Annotated in this window: 14 protein-coding genes; 9 read left to right on the top strand and 5 right to left on the bottom strand. The window is 48.4% G+C overall.

Going from position 1 to position 18,241, the window contains the following annotated elements:
- Window positions 1-27 precede the first annotated feature (27 nt).
- The gene (locus NG795_RS07605; protein ID WP_367288052.1) at window positions 28-933 is read right to left on the bottom strand and encodes a calcium-binding protein; all 906 of its coding nucleotides are present in this window, start codon (window positions 931-933) and stop codon (window positions 28-30) included.
- Between the two features lie 131 nt (window positions 934-1,064).
- Entirely contained in the window at window positions 1,065-2,279 is a 1,215-nt protein-coding gene (locus NG795_RS07600; protein ID WP_367288051.1) for a glycosyltransferase, read from the bottom strand.
- 176 nt (window positions 2,280-2,455) lie between these two features.
- Here NG795_RS07600 and NG795_RS07595 point away from each other — a divergent pair, with 176 nt between their 5' ends.
- Both NG795_RS07595 and NG795_RS07590 read left to right on the top strand, forming a co-directional pair.
- Window positions 2,456-2,752, top strand: coding sequence for a hypothetical protein (locus tag NG795_RS07595; RefSeq protein WP_367288050.1), 297 nt, complete (start codon window positions 2,456-2,458; stop codon window positions 2,750-2,752).
- 100 nt (window positions 2,753-2,852) lie between these two features.
- Window positions 2,853-3,422 carry a GNAT family N-acetyltransferase gene (locus NG795_RS07590; protein ID WP_367288049.1) on the top strand — a complete coding sequence of 190 codons (570 nt, stop codon included), beginning with the start codon at window positions 2,853-2,855 and terminating at the stop codon, window positions 3,420-3,422.
- A 124-nt stretch (window positions 3,423-3,546) separates the two neighbouring features.
- Here the strand turns inward: NG795_RS07590 and NG795_RS07585 are convergent, their stop codons facing one another.
- Window positions 3,547-4,149, bottom strand: coding sequence for a fasciclin domain-containing protein (locus NG795_RS07585; protein WP_367288048.1), 603 nt, complete (start codon window positions 4,147-4,149; stop codon window positions 3,547-3,549).
- Between the two features lie 921 nt (window positions 4,150-5,070).
- Complete coding sequence (gene adhE / locus NG795_RS07580) at window positions 5,071-7,773, bottom strand: bifunctional acetaldehyde-CoA/alcohol dehydrogenase (RefSeq protein WP_367288047.1); 2,703 nt, start codon at window positions 7,771-7,773, stop codon at window positions 5,071-5,073.
- Window positions 7,774-8,341: 568 nt separating this feature from the next.
- Here adhE and NG795_RS07575 point away from each other — a divergent pair.
- The 4 genes from NG795_RS07575 to NG795_RS07560 all read left to right on the top strand — a co-directional run bounded on the left by NG795_RS07575 (window position 8,342) and on the right by NG795_RS07560 (window position 9,627).
- A complete protein-coding gene (locus NG795_RS07575) occupies window positions 8,342-8,470 on the top strand; it encodes a hypothetical protein (RefSeq protein ID WP_367288046.1) in 129 nt (42 codons plus the stop codon).
- Between the two features lie 433 nt (window positions 8,471-8,903).
- Window positions 8,904-9,110 carry a type II toxin-antitoxin system HicB family antitoxin gene (locus NG795_RS07570; protein WP_367288045.1) on the top strand — a complete coding sequence of 69 codons (207 nt, stop codon included), beginning with the start codon at window positions 8,904-8,906 and terminating at the stop codon, window positions 9,108-9,110.
- Window positions 9,107-9,313: a type II toxin-antitoxin system HicA family toxin gene (locus NG795_RS07565; protein ID WP_015149121.1), complete on the top strand. Its 207-nt coding sequence runs from the start codon at window positions 9,107-9,109 to the stop codon at window positions 9,311-9,313. The genes NG795_RS07570 and NG795_RS07565 overlap by 4 nt, the downstream gene beginning before the upstream one ends.
- A 29-nt stretch (window positions 9,314-9,342) precedes the next feature.
- Window positions 9,343-9,627 carry a hypothetical protein gene (locus NG795_RS07560; protein WP_367288044.1) on the top strand — a complete coding sequence of 95 codons (285 nt, stop codon included), beginning with the start codon at window positions 9,343-9,345 and terminating at the stop codon, window positions 9,625-9,627.
- 244 nt (window positions 9,628-9,871) lie between these two features.
- Here NG795_RS07560 and NG795_RS07555 read toward each other — a convergent pair whose 3' ends face one another.
- Entirely contained in the window at window positions 9,872-12,520 is a 2,649-nt protein-coding gene (locus NG795_RS07555; protein WP_367288043.1) for a colicin uptake protein, read from the bottom strand.
- A gap of 466 nt (window positions 12,521-12,986) precedes the next feature.
- Here NG795_RS07555 and NG795_RS07550 point away from each other — a divergent pair, with 466 nt between their 5' ends.
- The 3 genes from NG795_RS07550 (at window position 12,987) to ureC (ending at window position 18,116) form a co-directional block, all read left to right on the top strand.
- Window positions 12,987-14,042, top strand: coding sequence for a hypothetical protein (locus NG795_RS07550; RefSeq protein WP_367288042.1), 1,056 nt, complete (start codon window positions 12,987-12,989; stop codon window positions 14,040-14,042).
- 30 nt (window positions 14,043-14,072) lie between these two features.
- Window positions 14,073-16,121, top strand: a complete 2,049-nt coding sequence (locus tag NG795_RS07545; RefSeq protein ID WP_367288041.1) for a CHAT domain-containing protein — start codon at window positions 14,073-14,075, stop codon at window positions 16,119-16,121.
- A 261-nt stretch (window positions 16,122-16,382) separates the two neighbouring features.
- Complete coding sequence (ureC, locus tag NG795_RS07540) at window positions 16,383-18,116, top strand: urease subunit alpha (protein ID WP_367288040.1); 1,734 nt, start codon at window positions 16,383-16,385, stop codon at window positions 18,114-18,116.
- Window positions 18,117-18,241 lie beyond the last annotated feature (125 nt).

The raw sequence follows: 18,241 nt of genomic DNA, 5'->3' as shown, positions 1-18,241 counted from the left end.
CTGGAAGAGGGCGATCGCCTATTCAAGTTACCCTAGGGCTAGAATCTCTGGCGGTACTGGGGTGATTGCCCTTCGCAGTTCGCTGTCGGTGGCATTGAGCACAACTGCTAACACTCTACCTGTGGACTCCTGTTGAATTAATGTCCCTTCTATCTGTCCATTGTCGTTCGGGTCCAGTTGGCCTGGGGACAATTCACTTAACACCAAAACATCATCGGTCGTATAGGTTTGCAAAATATCAAGTTCGGCTGGTAAATCCCGAGTAAAGGGTTGAAATACCAAATCATTGGCTGTTACGCCTTCGGTGAGTCCAATGCGATCGTTATTAAAATCCAAAATAATATCCGCTTGTTCGGGATTGGTGGAGGCGGCGTCGGTGCGAAGGACAAATAAATCCGTACCACTTCCCCCCACCATGCGATCGAGTCCGAAATCACCGATTAGGGTATCATTTCCTTCCCCACCTATCAGCAAATCGTTGTCTTGACCCCCTCGCACGACATCGTTTCCTCGACCTCCGAGGACTAAATCATCCCCGCGATTGCCATTGAGAATATCATCCCCTTCTTCTCCATAAACGGCATCATTATCCTGTCCACCGCGCAAGGTATCATTACCCCCTCGGCCAAATAAGAGATCGGTGCCCAAATTGCCGTTGATCAGTTCATTTGATGTGGCACCAATGACCGTATCATCCCCGGCTAAAGCTCTTACTCCCCCTGGGCGTTCAGCGAGTTGTCCCGGACTCAGCCTAAAATCATCAGGGCGCAGGGCGTCATCCTGGAGGTCCAGAAAGTCCGCCGGGTTTAAGGCTTCACCCGGGGGAGCTCCCGGTGCTGTCGGTCCGGGAACCGCCCCAGGGTCGGGTTCTTCTGGGATCAGTGTACTCAGGCAACCACAGGCTAAATCTCCGGGTAAAACTCCAGGTATCATCTGTTTTCCTCGCTGTTGAAACTCAGGTTATTGATTCTTTTTATTGTATGGCCTCATCCCCACGCATCAACCCCACGGATGAACCGGAAGAACCGCCGGACAATAGGTTCCACGGAATTTGAGCGTTCCTATCAGATTTTAAATCCCATGTCTTTTAAACTTTGGCGCAACGCTGGACCCGCAGGGGATTTCCGTTGTTCATAGAGGGAAACGGCCCGTCGAAAGGCTTCTAATCCATCTAAAATATTCCCCCCTTTGAGTAAGGCAACGCCAAGATTTTGGTACGCTTCGGCATAGTTGGGATTGAGTTGAATGGCTTTGTAATAGGCGGCGATCGCCAGGGGAATTTGCTTTTTTTCTTTCAAGGCAATTCCCAGGTTAAAATAGGCGGAACTCAGGGAGGGGTCGATTTGTAAGACTTTTTGATAGGTGGCGATCGCCCCGGTGAGATTTCCGGTTTCCAGCAGGAGGTTCCCCAAGTTATTATACGCCCCCAATTTGATGGGTTCTAAAATCGGCAGGGCAACCGCTTTTTCATACTGCGCTTTGGCTTTGCTCAGTTTCTGCTGGCGCGTATAGGCGATTCCCAAATGATAATGCAGTTCATACACAACCAGGGGTTCTAACCTTGTACTGGCGGCTAATCCCAGTTTTAATAACTGCATCCCCCGTTTAATCTCTCCGGTTTGCACATACAAGGCCCCGAGTTTGCTGCAAGTATAAGCATCGTTGGGATGGGCGGCGAGATAGGATTCCATTGATTCTCGGGCCCGGGTCAATTTATCTCGGGAGGCGATCGCTTCGGCTTGATACCCTTCATGTAAAATTGCCACCTCCATCAACGAACCCACCTGCCATTGATTGGATTGCTGCTGTAACATCCGCTGCACACTATCATCAATCATGGCATGATAGGGCCGCTCAAACTGGATTCCCGGTTGATTTCTAAACAAGCGTGAAACCAGGGAATAAGGGGATTGTTGCGCCCCGACTTCTTGACGAATTAAGTTCATTAAAAGATAGGGTTTCGGTTGGGCGTTGCCACTTCCATTAATCAATTCTTTGATTTGGGGGACAACTTCCGGGGTTAACACTTCATCTGCATCTAATACGAGAATCCAGTCCCCTTGAGCATATTTAAGGGATTCATTTCGCGCCGCAGCAAAATCATTGCACCAGTCGAAGTGATGAACATCAGCCCCAAACTCTTGGGCGATTTCTACGGTGCGATCGGTGGATCCGGTATCAAGAACCACCATTTCATCTACCAGATCCTTGACGCTGGCAAGACATTTGGGAAGGGTAGCTTCTTCGTTTTTGACAATGGTGCAAAGACTCAGCTTCATCGGAAACCAGTTAACGGTAATGGGTCAGTTTTATTGTACTGGTAGAGACCCCGTAATGGTAGTCTGAGTTGAAGCCAGTGGCGATCGCGGCCTCCAAAGACCCTAGGCGGGAGTAGTCGCCTCAGCGAGGATCTATTGGTTTATACTGGAACAGCAGAGCATGAAGAGGTAAGAATGTGGCCGAAATTATTCTCAAAACGGATAATCCAGACCGAGTGACGGACTTAATAAAAAGAGCGATCGCTGCTGAAATAGATCGCATTGAAAAAAATCTGAAATTTACAAAAAAAAGACTTCAGGCGTTTGAAGATAAATATAATCAACCCTCCCATCAGTTGAAAAATAGACTGACGGCAGAAGATATGGATGGGGGAGATTTAGAATATTTAGAATGGGCGGGAGAATATAAACTATTTTTAGAGTTAGAGGAACAAATTAAAGTCCTCAAAAGCTTAGAATATGTCAATCCATAATGCCAGTTTTACCTCAAACTCAAATTGAGTGACAGTCGCCCAGATGGAGGGCGATCGGCACTCTTATCATACCGTGAGACTTTGTTAGGAGATGATCCTCATGACTCTAACTTTATATCCTGACTTACCAACCCTGGAAAGCGATCGGCTCATTCTTAGAAAAATGAGCCGAGAGGATGCACCGGATCTGTTTGAGTATGCCTCAGACCCTGAAGTAGCCCAATACACAACCTGGCACCCCCATCAATCCCTAGAAGACAGCTATATTTTTTTAAATTCTATCCTCGAAAAATATCAGACCCATAAAAGTGGTGATTGGGGCATTATCCATAAAGGCGACTGCAAATTAATCGGCACTTGTGGTTTCGTCAACTGGGTTCAAGCTGATCATCACGCTGAAATCGGCTATGCTTTATCCCGACGCTATTGGGGAAAAGGATATATGCCCGAAGCTGTAAAAGCTGTCCTCGCCTTTGGCTTTCAGGAAACTAACTTAAACCGGATTGAGGCGCGATGTAAACTGCCTAATCACCCCTCCGCAAGGGTGATGGAAAAAGTTGGCATGAAATATGAAGGAATCCTCCGCCAACAGATGTTTAGCAAAGGCAGATTTGATGATATGAAACTGTATGCCATTTTGCGGGAAGATTGGGAAAATTTATCCAAGTAAACGGTGTCATTTCAGGGGAAAAAGGGAGTTTAGCTCTCTCATTCCATAGCTAAACCCCCAACCCAATTGACTCAAGCGTTGGGTTTAATGCAGTAAATTGTCGCTACCTTTAGGACAAATTTTCCTACATTTGAGGCGGCAGAATTACTTTATCAATCACATGAATCACGCCGTTACTGGCTTGGATATCGGCTTGAACCACGTTAGCACTATTGACCATAACGCCATCGTCACCCACTGTCACATTGATGGAACGTCCTTCAATGCTGGGAACTTGCGTGGTGCTCAAATCCCCAGACATGACTGAACCCTCTACGACATGATAGGTTAAAACTTGAACCAAAAGCTGGCGGTTTTCCGGCTGTAATAACTGCTCTAAAGTGCCTTCGGGTAAAGCGGCAAATGCCTCATCGGTGGGTGCAAACACGGTGAAGGGACCTTCACCGGAGAGGGTATCGGTTAAACCGGCAGCTTCTAAAGCGGTAGTGAGGGTGGAGAAGGATTCGCTACCCGCAGCAATGTCAGCAATTGTCTGTTGACTCGTTTCCATTGTGCTCGCGGGGGTTTGAGTCCCAGATTGAGCGATCGCCTCATTAGAATCGGTCATCTTATCTGCTGCGGTGCTAACCCCTGCCACCACAGGCAATCCCATCAGTAAACTTGTCCCTGCAACACCCAAAAAGAGAGCAACTTTTTTGTTGAAACCGTTCCAAAATTTAGACTTCATCAGGTTTTTCCTTAATAAGTGAAGAATCGAAATATCGAGATATGAAGTAATGTTACACGATGGTTTTCAATTTGACCACTCCCGCGAAAAATTTGTCAAAATTCCTGGGATAGCGGGGCCTATTCTCTATCAGAAATAGTTCTGTGTGGGGGATTCAAGGGATTGCGATCGCCCGGATGAAGGGGGCGATCGGTCAAATAATCCTCCCGATAAAAACCATCAAATCCATGCAGCACAATAACTTTAGAGATATAATAAAGAAAAGTCCCCGGCAGTCCTCCCCAAAAATCCGGGGGATGGAAAACCCATTTTTTTCAAGGGTGAGTCCATGAACTGGGAGCGGATGATTCTTACTTAAATGTGACAATACCGGGATATTTGATAGATTGATTTAGCAAAAAAAATCACTCCCTCTGTATTTTATCCGCTCCTATTTAAAGATTTCAGAGATAATTTCACTTAAATTTCTCGTTTAAGTGAAATTAAGAAATTTTTCAATATCTACCCCGGGATAGAGAGGAATCGCGCCAAGATACCCTAATTTTCTCTAAATTGTTTTTATCGATAAAATGGCCCTGGCGCACTCCCGTCAATTGAGAGGAATGTTACTACTGAGCGATCGGCCCCTTAATCATGAGGGAAAAATGTGAGGATGGATAGGCTTACTGTGAAAAAGGTAGATTATTAAATGACTTTATACAGAAGTATTGATTGGGTTAAAAAAATGCAAATCAACTCTGTAGCGCTTCTACATCAGATTATCATGGAAGAAGCGAGAAAGATGTGATGCACCGACGGCACGCGAAGCCGCATAGCGAAGGTATAGTGATTCAAGGAGATAGCATCTTCCTATAAGCCCGATCGCCTCTCCAAGAAAAAAGCCCGCTTAAGCGGGCTTTTCCTTTGTACATTAGCTGGACATTACGAGTTACTTTCCACCATCACCGGCTGGATGATAGAAGTTACAGCATCAGCGCCATTGCCTTGTAACACCTCTTCCTGAGATTCTTGATGATACAAAGCGGAATCGATGCGGCAACCCCGGTAAGCTAGGACATACAACTCTTTAAGGTCGCGAATCAGGGGATAGCGGGGATTGGCACCTGTACATTGGTCGTCAAATGCCTGATCCGCCATTTCTTCCACTTCTTCGTAGAAGGCTTTGTCATCCCCAGAGAGGGCTTCTTTCAGGGTCAGAGGAATGTCTAACTCTTTCTTGAGGTTCTCGATCGCCTCTACCAATTTCTCGATTTTCTCTTGTTCGGTATCCCCACCGAGTCCGAGATAGTCGGCAATCCGCGCATACCGCCATTTGGCATTGGGATATTTGTATTGCGGGAAGATGGCTTGCTTAAAGGGCGTGTCCGTGGCATTATACCGGATGACGTGAGAAATCATCAGGGCATTGGCTAACCCGTGGGGGACATGGAAGGTCGAACCCAGTTTATGCGCCATTGAGTGACAGACCCCGAGGAAGGCGTTCGCAAATGCCATCCCGGCGATCGTCGCCGCATAATGCACTTTCTCCCGCGCTTTCGGGTCTTTGGCCCCGTTTTTGTAGGAGGAAGGCAGATACTTAAACAGCAGGCGAATCGCTTCTAAGGCCAATCCGTTGGTAAACTCAGAAGCACAGACGGAAACGTAGGCTTCTAAGGCATGGGTGAGGGCGTCGATGCCACCGTAGGCGGTGAGTTTCTTGGGCATATTCAGCACCAATTCCGGATCGACGATCGCCATGTTCGGAGTGAGGGCGTAATCTGCCAGGGGATACTTGATCCCCGTGCGATCGTCCGTGACGACGGCGAAGGGGGTGACTTCTGAACCCGTTCCCGAAGTGGTGGGAATGGCAACCATGATCGCTTTGACACCCAATGGCGGGAGTTCGTACACCCGTTTGCGGATGTCCATAAACCGGGTGGCGAGTCCTTCAAATTCGATTTCCGGATGTTCATACATCAACCACATGACTTTCGCCGCATCCATCGGGGAACCTCCCCCGAGGGCGATAATCACGTCGGGTTTGAAAGAGTTCATCCGCGCCAGTCCCTTATTGACCGTAGTCAGGGATGGATCGGGTTCGACGTCGAAGAAGATGTCATATTTAACGCCAATTTCTTCGAGGACTTCTTCCACGGACTTGGTGAGACCCATGTCGTACAACGGTTTATCGGTGACGATAAAGGCGCGTTGTTTTCCGGCGAGTTCCCGCAGGGCGATCGGGAGGGAACCATATTTAAAGTACACTTTGGGCGGAATCCGGAACCAAAGCATATTTTCCCGGCGTTCCGAGATGGTTTTGATGTTGAGCAGATGGTGGGGACCGACGTTTTCGCTGATGGAGTTGCCTCCCCAGGTGCCGCAACCGAGGGTCAGGGAGGGGTCAAGGCGGAAGTTATATAGGTCGCCGATCGCCCCTTGAGAGGAGGGAGTATTAATCAGCACCCGCGCCGTTTGCATTTGCCCTTCAAATTCGTGGATATTCTGGGTATTCGCCGGAGATGTATAGAGTACGGCAGTATGTCCCCGTCCGCCAAACTGCACTAAGTCATGGGCTTTATGGACGGAATCGTGAAAATCTGTCGCCCGATACATGGCTAAGATAGCGGAGAGTTTCTCGTAGGCAAAGGGTTCCGCTTCGGAAATCTCTTCTACTTCCCCAATCAGGACCCGCGTCTCTTCTGGAACGGAAATTCCGGCAATTTCAGCCAGTTTTTGGATGGATTGTCCGACAATATCCGGATTTAAGCGTCCGTTGACAATGATTTTGCTGCCGAGTTTTTGCCGTTCTTCCGGATTCAGGAAGTATGCGCCGCGATCGCTAAATTCCTGTTTGACCTCCTCATACACCTCATCTACCACAATCACCGATTGTTCTGAGGCGCAAATCATCCCATTGTCAAAGGTTTTGCTCAGAATAATCGAGGAAACAGCCATTTTAATATGGGCAGTTTCATCAATCACCGCCGGAGTATTTCCAGCACCTACCCCTAAAGACGGATGTCCGGAAGAATAGGCCGCTTTCACCATACCCGGACCGCCGGTTGCCAGGATTAATTTAATATCAGGATGCTGCATCAAGTGCTGGGATAACGGCACCGTGGGCTCGTCAATCCAGCCGATGAGGTCTTCGGGTGCTCCGGCAGCTACGGCAGCTTCCAGGATGATTTTTGCCGCATCTCGGGTGCATTCTTTCGCCCGAGGGTGGGGAGAGAAAATAATCCCGTTCCGGGTCTTCAGGGCAAGCAGGGCTTTAAAAATAGCCGTAGAAGTGGGGTTGGTTGTGGGGACGATCCCCGCCAGAATGCCCACAGGTTCGGCTATTTTCTGGAAGCCAAAAGATTTGTCTTCTTCGATAATGCCGCAGGTTTTTTCGTGCTTATATTTGTTGTAGATAATTTCTGAGGCAAAGTGGTTTTTGATCACCTTGTCTTCCACGACTCCCATGCCGGTTTCTGCTACCGCTTTCTTGGCCAGGGGAATTCGGGCTGAGTTGGCGGCTAGGGCTGCTTTCTTGAAAATTTCATCCACCTGTTGCTGACTGTAGGTGGCATATTTTTCTTGGGCCGCTTTGACCCGCTGAATGAGTTGTTCGAGTTCTTGAGTGTTGGTGACTTGGCTGTTCATGTTAATTATTTTCCTATCTCTCTAGTACCACAACATTAACATTTAGATAGGCTCAATCAGGATAGAATTGCCGGTTTTTGATGAGTGGTCTGGGATAACGAGTCCTGCTCGGGTTTGAGCGGATTAATTGTAATCTAGACTACCCATTTTCAAAGTCTGACTGGGGGTAATTCATGGCTTAGATCAGGTGTTAGATGCTGATCAGGGGGTGGAATTTTAAAATCTAACCTCGTTTCGCCATTGCTACCCCGTCCGTTAAACTTCTATACCTCTATCATAAACAATTTTTTGGATTTTAGGACAGCAAGGGGTAAAATATTTTTTGAAGGGTTTTTATCTAGGGATTCTGTCTATTTTAACACTTTTTTCCGACTTTGCCGAGGCGTAAATCTTAAATTTTTCTACATTTTTTGAAAATCACCGGCTCGATGCGGGTGACTCCGGAACACAGCGTTCAACCCATGCAGAAGCTCAGGCTAGGATCTAAGCGGAAGATTATCTGGGGACATTGCCCAGGATTTTATTATATTTTAAGCTTTCTCTTGAGCTTGTTGATGCAGTTGATGCTATGGATAATGAGTGGGAAACTGCCTCCGGTTGCCGAATCCTGTGCCACCCCAGTCTCGGATGGTTCCTTTCCCTGGCGATCGCCAACCCGTTGCTACAGCCGAAAAATTGGGTCGTCCTCAATCTGTAATGCTGCTTTTCTCGCGTTGTATATCAATTCACCCTTGTCTCAAGCGAGCAAGATGCTCGCACTCCTAATCGCATTTGTCTCCCATGAGTTCGGGAACTGCTCTATCCCAATTTCATACGGAATCCGGTTGTGATAGGTCTGTAAAAACCCGCACATAAGCATGGTGGGGCTACACAGACCAAGCCCGCCCTTCGACCCTTCGACCCTTCGGGGGGGTTGCGGGACAGCGGGCTGCGGGACAGGCTTGACTCATGCTTCGACAGCCCAGTCAATGGGTTTGAGGCAACAACACTCAACAACCCTCTGCAATTTGTTAGTCTAACAACTTAACGATTCCCTGCGAAACCTGAAAGCGATCGCCGCTACTCATTTGGCGTGAAAACTGTGTCTGAGTCTGCTATATTGAACTTAAAAAAGTGATGAAGCTAAGTTTATGAAAATTAAAGCCATTATTCATCCAGCAGAAGAAGGGGGCTATTGGGCAGAAGTTCCAGCCCTTCCCGGTTGCATTACCGAAGGTGATACCTTGGAAGAGGTCACCCAGAATTTACAAGACGCCGTTGAGGGTTGGCTGAGTGTTGCGAATAATAGTCTGAAAAAAACAAAGTCCACAGACGAAATTGTGGAAATTGCGGTATGAAGTCTATTTCGGGAAAACAACTTTGTAAAATTGTGGAAAAGAAGGGCTGGGTTTTACAGAGAATTACAGGAAGCCACTATATTTACAACAATCCCGAAGAACAAAAAATTCTCTCTATTCCTGTCCATAGTAATCAGGACTTAAAAATTGGCACTTTAAAGGCATTGATGAAAGTAGCCAATCTCACCGAGGAGGACTTGTGAAAAAAGACCCAGCAACAGAATAAAATAGAGTGATTTTGCTTTTGAGCGATCGCCAAGGGTTGCGGATGCCAAATCGCCTACACTCAGAAACCTTTTCTGATGAGTGTCTGCATCCTCACAGCGGGCGATCGGCACTTCAAGCCTTGGGCTACAATAGCTGGAAACCCTACCGGCTTTTCAACATCCATGACAACCAACAAGTCCTTATAAGAACGCATGAACGACTGAAGTCGTTACTACAAACATTCGAGGACTGGAGTTTAAATCTCAGAGGGGTGCATGACTTGTGCGGCAGCTTTCCTCCTTGTTTGTAGTAACGACTTTAGTCGTTGCCAAGAGTGTTATGGCTCCTGCCATAACACGAGCAAACCCAGGGTGGGCGTTACTTGGCTGACGCCAAGTAACGCGGTAACGACTGAAGTCGTTACTACAAACAGAAGATGGGCGGATGACTTGTGCGGCAGATTTCCTCTTGGTTTGCGGGCTAATGTCCGCGAGTTTGAACCCTCTACGGGTGCAGGTTTTTATAGACTTTGACAACCGGATTCCCTATTAGGTCTATTCTCTCCCATTTCCCCCTGGATTAGAGGGCATACCTCCGATTAAGCCATTGGCGGTATTGAACAAATTAATCGGGCTTTTGCCGTCGGTAATGAGCACACTTTGTAGACCTAATCCCGCTAAGAGTCGGGCTTGCATTTCCGGTCCGGCTTGAGCGATCGCCCGCAGGGTTTCCGGTCCTAATGCAGCTACTTTTTGGGCGAATTCGGTACTGGTAATTTCCGCCATCCGTTGGGCTTTTTCTATCTCTAGGTTTGTGAGGGCTTGTTGATGGGCGAGTTCGGCTTCTTGGCGCGATCGCAGTTGGGCGAGTTCGACTTCGGCGCGGATGCGGTTGGCTTCGGCTTCTTGGCTGGCTAAATTCACTTGTAATTGCCCTTGAATCTGCGCGGCTTCGGCTTTGGCGCGGGCTTCGGCGGTGGCTTGTCCCGTGGAGGAAATGGCGGCGTTTTCTGCTTCTAATTCCAACAGGTTGCGGCGTTCGGCTTCGGCGGCACTTTTGTCTACAATCGCCTGTCTTTCGAGTCTGGCTTTGGCTTGTTGGGCGATGCGTTCGGCATCATGTCTTGCCGCAGCTTCTTGGGCGTCGGTGGTGATTTGAATGGCAATTTGTACGGATTTTTGCAGGCTTTTTAAGGTTTCTTCATCTACAGGTTCGACGGATTGAATGTCGATGTTGGTGATGACGAGATTATTCGACCGAAATCGGAAGTCTTCCCGAATATGTCCCTCGTCATCGACGCCAAAGACGGCTTGACGAATGATGCGGGCGGAGTTGCGGTGGAATTCATCGAATTGGACTCCGGCAACGGCACCGCGCACTCGGGAGGCGATCGCCTTGCAAGCAGCGCCGACAAAATCGGGAACTTGAAATAATTTCTCCGTCTGTTCTTCGTTATTTTTATCGACTTCAAAATACCAATTATAAGATAATTGTAATTGCAGTCGCGCATGATCCGAAGTTTCCACGGTGAAAATATCCGTCATGAAATCCGGACCCAACAATAAAGCTAACGATTTAATCGCATTGGGTCGTTTGGGTTTATCCCCCGATAAACTTAACACGGTAAAGGCTTCATCGGGTCCTAACATGACTAAATCAGGACCGAATACATTCCGGGCAGTTCGTTCTTTATAGTCGTGAATTTGCACCACGGCATTTTGAGGAATATGAAAGACAACCGCACGAGTTTTATCCCGTTGTTTGCGCTGATTCTGGGTTCGTCCCCGGGTTTCCTCACCACTGCCGCTATATTCCCCGCGATCGCCTAATGGGTCACTTTTGCGTTGCAGCAACTCTTCCACCACTGGGGGTAACTCTTTTTCCCAAGGTTCTTCATGGGGGGCTAACAGATAGGCTTGGGGCCCACTCACCAGTTTCAGTTCCCCATTTTGAATATCTCGCACATAGATTCCTTCATTTTTATCTAAGGGAATCGCTTTGCGGGTTTCGATGACTTCGACTTGTACCGGAGGAATATAATCCCGGGGACCATGAATCATCCATAAATCCCCGGGTTGGTGATGAATCGGGTTCTCTGGGGTTCCTTCGGTAAAAGCTTCATAAGCCCGGAGTAACAAGGCTTCCTGTTCCCCTAGCACATAGACTTTTTGGATGCCGTTGTGGAGGGATTCTCCGGGATGTAAAAAGAAGGTAATACGCCCTTGTCGGACTTCCCTCATCCCAAATTGGGGTTTACCTTGGCGATCGATGGGGTCTACGACGATACACCATTCTCGGTCATTCAATGTGGTGACTTGGACTTCCCCCACGACTTGTTCATAGACATCGGGAATATGAATTTCTGCATCTTCTAAGGTAACTAACCATTCATCTCCGGCTTTCCGTTGCCGTCCAAAAATGTCAGTAAAACTGCGTTTGGCTTTGAGATGCAAGGCTTTGCGCTCGGTTAAGACATAAGCCTCAATTAAACCGAGGATTTCTTCATCAATGCCCGGTAAATAAGCTCCTTCTTCTCGTACTAACCATTCTTCTCCGGCGCGGCGGGGAATTCCCTGGCGATCGATGCAGTTTTGACGGGAGAATAATCGCAGGGCTTGATTGGTTTTAATAATAGTGGCTTGGACGGTTTTAACGATCGCCACTTCTACCCGAGGAATGTAGGTTCCGGGTCCTTCAAATAGCCATTCATCTCCAGCAACCCGCTCAATCATTTGGGTTTGAACAGTTTCCCCGGGGATTGCCCGGGTCTCGCTAAAATCCCGTAAGGCGCGCAATCGCAAGGCTTGATTGGTTTCGACGACTTGCAATTGGGTGACACTTTCTGCAAGTTCTTCCCCTGGATATAGGGGAAAGGGTTCTTGGGATAAACGAATTTCCCGATCGCCATAACGGAGTCGGATTTGTCCCCGAGGGTCGGTGAGGGGTGCGCCATTTTCATCCACCATGACTGGATTGGCAACGATGCAATAATGGCGTGGGGGAACAACAATGGCGGGTTGGGGTTTTAAGATAAGTCGTTCCCCATCTCGCAGGGTAATCGTTTGGGGGCCGACTTCTAGGCGAGTAATTCCCGTATTATTATCTAAAACATGAATAAATTCCTGGGGTTTAAGACGAATCACTCCACTGGCTAAATCCGAGTTTAAGGTGAGATTTTCGGAGAGTTGATCGGGTTTACTCATGTTTTGAATATTCTCTACGCAGAGAATAGGTGATAGGATAGTTCTACTATAAACAAGGATTTCAGGGATGAAGTGATTTCGATCAGGCGATTGCCCAGGTAGAAATCACCCTAGATGAATGACGGCGATCGCTGGATTCCAAATGGGTCCAATTGCTAAGGGAATTACAAAAAATAAATCATCCGAATTTTCGTAGTAACCCCTTCAGGGGTTACTCTAAAAATGACTCAATCAAGGAGTCACTACGAACGTTTTGGTGATTTTATTTTTTGGAGTTCCCTAATCCTATTTTGCTCGGAGGTGAGAGAAAAAATAAGTATTTTTAACTAAACTGATTGCCCTAAAAGATGAAGGGGCAACCTAACTGTCCTCAGTTCAGTGAAAAGAAAATGTGATTTTGCAGATCAGAACGGGTACAATCCTCGAAGGGGTATTTTATTGTTTAGCTTCGCCACTAATGAAATGTATGATCGTTGAGTTACTTCTTTTCGGGATTTTATTTCCCCTTGATGTCGCCCAAGCGGGCGAGGTAGAACCCTGGCAAGCCGGGGGGTTCGGGGACAATCTGGAATTATCTGCTGATGCTGCCCATCTGGAGCCTTTATTTTTCCAACCCCTTCAGGGCGATCGCACTGAGGTTGAGGTCCTTTTTCCCGAACCGGATGCCTGGGAGGGGACAGTTTCCCCCCAAGGTGAGATTGCCCAAGAAGACCCCGCCACAGCACCGGAAGAAACGGCCCCCCGCTCAGGGACTCCCTTACATCGGGGGATTCCCGGGGAACAACCGTTCATGCCCCAACGCATCCCGTTTCGCCCGCGTACGGATGTTACCACTCAAAGCAAACCCTACTTGGCCTCTCCGGGGATTACGGTGATGACCCCCTCGGGCTATGGTGCCGGTTGGGGAAGTGCGGGATTTGGGTTGGGTTTACAGGAACGAACGCGGTTTACAGATAGCAGCGATGGGGTTGCTGGATTCGGCATCGGATTTGGAAATCCTAGGGACAATATTGGCTTAACCGTGGGTGTGACGGTGACGGATTTATGGGGTGATGCCTTTGAGGATGGCAGTCTCAGCTTAAAATTGCATCGGCAATTGCCGAACGATTTTGGCATTGCGGCAGGGATACAGGGAGCTCTCACTTGGGGAGAAACCGATGGGGGGACCTCTGGGTATGGCGTGGTGACGAAACGCTTCGTTTTAGATGAACCGGAGAACCTTTGGAGCCAAATGTATGTGACCCTGGGGGTCGGAGGTGGACAGTACCGATCGGAGTCAGATATCGAGGCGGGAGAGGGGACTGTCGGACTGTTTGGATCCGTGGCTTTGCGGGTTGCACCTCCCGTCAGTGCGATCGCAGAATGGACGGGTCAGGACCTCACTTTGGGGGTTTCCGTTGTGCCGTTCCGGAATATTCCCTTGGTGATTTCTCCCGCGATTACGGACATAACTGGAAGTGCGGGAGATGGCACTCGGTTTATTCTCGGGATTGGTTATGGTTTTACCTTTGATCGGTTGTAGTACAGGCTTATTTATAAAAGGATTCTCACAATGAAGCTGTTTAAGGGATGGATGAAATTGTTTCTGGCTATGACATTGGTGGCGATCGCTGCTGATCCTGCCATCACCCAGACGGGAAACCAGTCCGATGTCACGGGACCCCTACCAGAGGAACCGCTACCAGAGGAACCGCTACCAGAGGAACCGCTACCAGAGGAACCGCTACCGGAGGAACCGCTACCGGAGGAACCGCTACCGCCACCGCCAACGATCGCACCCACAGGAAGCATCACCCCTCTACCTACTCCCACCGAAACTCCCGCAGAAACTCCCGCAGAAACTCCCGCAGAAACTCCCGCAGAAACTCCCGCAGAAACTCCCACAGAAACTCCCACAGAAACTCCCGCAGAAACTCCCACAGAAACTCCCCCAGAAACTCCCACAGACACACCACCTGGAGATACCCCAGTAATCCCTGTTGACAGTCCAGGGGAAGTGCTGACACCGATTCCCGTTCAAACCCAAGAACCGATTAACATTCAGTCCCCCGAACCCACGGGCCCGCTTGTCATCCCCGAGAATCCAGAGATTCCCCTGGAGGAGGAAATTCCTCCTCCGGTGAGCGAGAATAATCCAGAACCCGACCCCACAACTGAAAGTACCAATTCCATAGAGGGTCAAATTCTCGAAGGTGAGCCCAGCACAACGGGAGAAGCACAGCCCTTGAGTAGTCTATCGGACCAAGAAGTTGATCGCCCGGGTTATGAAACTCAGTTAGCTGCGGCTGATATTGGGGTGGCGGTTCAAATGTTGGAAGAATATCAGGCAATGGAGTTTAGCAATTATTTAGAAGTGGAGTTATTTGGGGAAACCGCAACTCCCGATGATATTGCTCAAACCTTGTATGATTTGTGGCAAGCGACGGGTAACAAGAGTTCATTTATTTATGTCTCAGCGTTAGCGGACCAATTAGAACTGGTGATGATTTTTCCCCAGAATTTTCGAGTATCGGGGGGCAGTTCTGACTTAGTGGCTTCGGCGGATTTAGCCCAAGGACTGATTGAGAGAACCACGGATGTAGCGGTTCGCGAAACGGTACCCAATGTCGTGCGGGAACAGCTTCTTGAACAGGTGCAAAACTTGCGATCGGAACTGACTAATCCCCGAAGGCTCAACAGTAAAAGTTACTTACCGATCGCCCAATCACTTTATCAGTCGCTAATTGCTCCAATGGAAGCACAACTGGAAGCCAATGGGATTGAAACTTTAGTTTTTTCAATGGATTCTGGGTTGAGAACCCTTCCCCTGGTGGCCTTGCATGATGGGGAACAGTTTTTATTAGAAAAATATGCCGTTGCTTTAGTCCCCAGTTTTGGCTTAACTGATGTCACCTATTCTGATATCCGGAACCGAGAAGTATTAGGGATGGGTTCTGCTATTTTTCAAGACCTCAATCCCCTCCCTGCGGTGCCGACTGAATTGCAAAATATTGTGAGCGCTCCCTGGAAGGGAAATGTCTTTCTGAATGAACAATTCACTGCCGCTAATTTCCGACAAATTAACCAGGAAAAACGCTTTGGAATTATCCATTTAGCAACCCATGCCGAATTTCAAGGGGGAAATTTAGATAACTCTTATATCACGTTTTTTGATAGCCGAGTCGGACTCAATCAAATTCGAGACTTAGCCACGGAACTCGGGTGGAATACCTCCCAGAGTCCTCCCATTGAACTATTAACCCTAAGTGCCTGTCGGACCGCAGTGGGAGATACAGAGGCTGAGTTGGGATTTGCGGGGTTAGCTGTACTTTCTGGGGCTAAGGCATCCTTAGCCAGTTTCTGGTATGTCAGCGATGCAGGAACTCTGGGATTAATGAGTGAATTTTATTCCCAATTAGGGGAAAAACCACTGAAAGCCGAAGCTTTACGGCAAACCCAACTGGCGCTGTTAAGGGGAGAGGTTCGCATAGAAAATGGGATGTTAGTTCTATCGAATGGCAAAACCGTTCCCCTACCCCCGGAATTGAGGGAACAAAAAACGATAAACCTATCTCACCCTTATTTTTGGTCTGCGTTTACCCTGATTGGGAACTGGAATTAACCCGATTAGCACTGATAGCCAATCCAGTTTTCGGAGGTTGACAAACACCCCCAGCCGCAAGGGTGTGGGGTGTTTACTCTAAAATCTGCATCTCGATCGCCCGGTTGATGTCATCGATTGTTGGGAATTTTGGTAGCTTTATTCCGCTGTTTTACTCCCGTCTGTTCTCAACAGCACTAACGCCGGTTTAATTCTCCCTAAAATGGGATAAACTAATTGGAACCCAGAAATGATGGGCGAGAATGGAGTGAGGGAACGTCAATGAGTTATAAAATGGACCGCCGCGCTTATGCGGAAACTTATGGCCCAACGGTGGGCGATCGCATTCGGTTAGCCGATACAGAATTATTTATTGAAGTTGAACAAGACTTTACCACCTACGGCGATGAAGTGAAATTTGGCGGGGGAAAAGTCATCCGCGATGGCATGGGACAATCCCCCATTGCCAATGATAACGGGGCGGTGGATTTAGTGATTACCAATGCGGTGATTCTCGATTGGTGGGGAGTGGTTAAAGCCGATGTGGGAATCCGGGATGGCAAAATATTTAAAATTGGTAAGGCGGGAAATCCTTATATCCAAGATCATGTTGATATTATTATCGGTCCAGGAACCGAGGCGATCGCCGGGGAAGGGATGATTCTCACTGCCGGGGGAATCGATGCCCATATACACTTTATTTGTCCCCAACAGATTGAGGTGGCGATCGCCTCGGGAATTACCACCATGTTAGGCGGGGGAACCGGACCCGCTACGGGAACGAATGCCACCACCTGTACCCCCGGACCTTGGAACATCCACCGGATGTTACAAGCTGCCGATGCCTTCCCTGTGAATCTCGGATTTATGGGAAAAGGCAACAGCAGCAGACCCCGCGCCCTCGTGGAACAGGTTCTCGCCGGTGCAATGGGATTAAAATTACATGAAGACTGGGGAACCACTCCAGCGGCGATCGATACTTGTCTGACGGTTGCCGATGAGTATGATGTGCAAGTTGCCATCCATACCGATACCCTGAATGAAGCGGGATTTGTAGAACAAACCATCGCCGCCTTTAAAGACCGCACCATTCATACTTACCATACGGAAGGGGCTGGCGGAGGACACGCCCCGGATATTATCAAGGTTTGCGGACAAAAAAATGTCCTCCCCTCTTCCACCAATCCCACCCGCCCTTATACTGTAAATACCTTAGAAGAACATCTGGATATGCTGATGGTGTGCCATCACCTCGATCGCAGTATCCCCGAAGATGTCGCTTTTGCTGAATCCCGCATCCGTCGGGAAACCATTGCTGCCGAGGATATTTTACATGACCTCGGGGCGTTTAGTATGATTTCCTCCGATTCTCAGGCAATGGGACGAGTGGGAGAAACCATCATTCGCACTTGGCAAACCGCCCATAAAATGAAGGTACAGCGCGGGTTTTTGTCCCCGGATGACCGCAAAGATGGGATTCCCAGTACAACAGAACAGGATAATTTCCGGGCGCGACGTTATATTGCCAAATATACGATTAATCCCGCAATTGCCCACGGGATTTCTAATTATGTGGGGTCGATTGAAGAAGGTAAACTGGCGGATTTATGCTTGTGGCGTCCGGCATTTTTTGGGGTGAAACCGGAACTGGTGATCAAAGGGGGGGCGATCGCCTACGCCCAAATGGGAGATGCCAATGCCAGTATTCCGACTCCGCAACCGATCCATTCTCAGCCGATGTTTGCCAGTTTTGGAGGGTCTCGGACTGCCACATCTTTTACATTTGTCTCCCAAGCAGCATTGGAGTTAGAAATACCAACTCAGTTAGGTTTGCGAAAACCAGCTATTGCCGTTTCGGACACGCGCAAGGTGGGGAAACGGGATATGAAATTAAATGAGACCCTGCCTTATATTGAGGTAGATCCAGAAACCTATCAAGTTTGGGCGGATGGTCAATTACTCACCTGTGAACCGGCACAAGTGTTGCCCTTGGCCCAGCGATATTTTCTGTTTTAAGTTGCAACAACCGGCGGGTTTTAAGTTGCAACAACCGGCGGGTTTTAAGCAACAACCGGCGGGTTTTAAGCAACAACCGGCGGGTTTTAAGCAACAACCGGCGGGTTTTAAGCAACAACCGGCGG

This window comes from Laspinema palackyanum D2c (genome assembly GCF_025370875.1).
Classification (GTDB): Bacteria; Cyanobacteriota; Cyanobacteriia; order Cyanobacteriales; family Laspinemataceae; genus Laspinema; species Laspinema palackyanum.
Note: the sequence above shows the minus strand (reverse complement) of the source record. Positions and strands in the feature narration are given on the sequence as shown.